The organism is Priestia flexa NBRC 15715, assembly GCF_001591565.1.
Taxonomy (GTDB): Bacteria; Bacillota; Bacilli; order Bacillales; family Bacillaceae_H; genus Priestia; species Priestia flexa.
In genome coordinates this window covers 1-838 of the sequence record NZ_BCVD01000249.1, presented here as the reverse complement: position 1 = coordinate 838, position 838 = coordinate 1, and the positions used below count along the sequence as shown (strand labels likewise).

At 35.8% G+C, this 838-nt stretch carries 1 protein-coding gene; it reads right to left on the bottom strand.

The window, feature by feature from the left end; all coding sequences use genetic code 11:
• Window positions 1–21: 21 nt before the first annotated feature.
• A complete protein-coding gene (locus BFL01S_RS19715) occupies window positions 22–681 on the bottom strand; it encodes a hypothetical protein (protein WP_235859277.1) in 660 nt (219 codons plus the stop codon).
• Window positions 682–838 lie beyond the last annotated feature (157 nt).

The following is an 838-nucleotide window of genomic DNA, read 5'->3' as shown; positions in this document are numbered from 1 at the left end:
CTTATGTCCCAGTCTTTTTCTTCATCCTGCTTTCATAGGTATATTGCGGTCTTGTTGGTAAATGTCATAAACTAAAAAGCTAAATGCGTAGTAAAATGCAATGATTGCAATCGAATCTGACATGATATACATAGCGCCCAAACCAACTCCAACAACTAATGTCTGAAGGCTTAAACGATCTTTTTGAAACGCTAACTGTGACATGAAATAACCTAAACCGATTAAAACGGCTAATACCCAGCTATTTTGAATTTGTAGAACATCATGAATATAGATATAAAGACTTGGAAAATATACCAGCGTTTCTACTACGCTTGAAGTTCCACTGTATGTAAGCCACCACTTGCGTTCTCGTTTCGTTTTTGGAACCGTTGCCTCAATTGAAGTAGGCATCTCCTGTTCCATAAATACCGTTTCTCCATGATCTTTCATCCATTGAAGCATAATTGACAATACAATAAACCCTAAAAAGATAAGCAATAATAAGTACTCAACCCAGGCTGGAAACATGTTCTTTTGCTGTATGGTATCCAAGTATACCGTTTGAAGACCCCACTTCTCTACTGGTAGCGCATAGTACAGCATAATGACTACGTAAAGAAGTAAAATAAGAACATAAAAAAACGATTGTTCTTTATAATATCGAACTTTTTTCTCTTCAGATATTATTCGTCTGACCATAATACTTTCAAAATAAGGACGAACAACACTGATGATCACGACTAAACAAGTAAATGCAATCATAAACCGCTTTAATCACCTTTTCACTTTTCATTATGTAATCAACTTTCCGTATGGTTTCTTATACAAAAAAGCTGCTGTTCTTGGGACTGACCCC

Excerpts from the sequence above, each read along its gene's own strand:
- BFL01S_RS19715 (WP_235859277.1), bottom strand. The coding sequence starts at position 681 with ATGGTCAGACGAATAATATCTGAAGAGAAAAAAGTTCGATATTATAAA.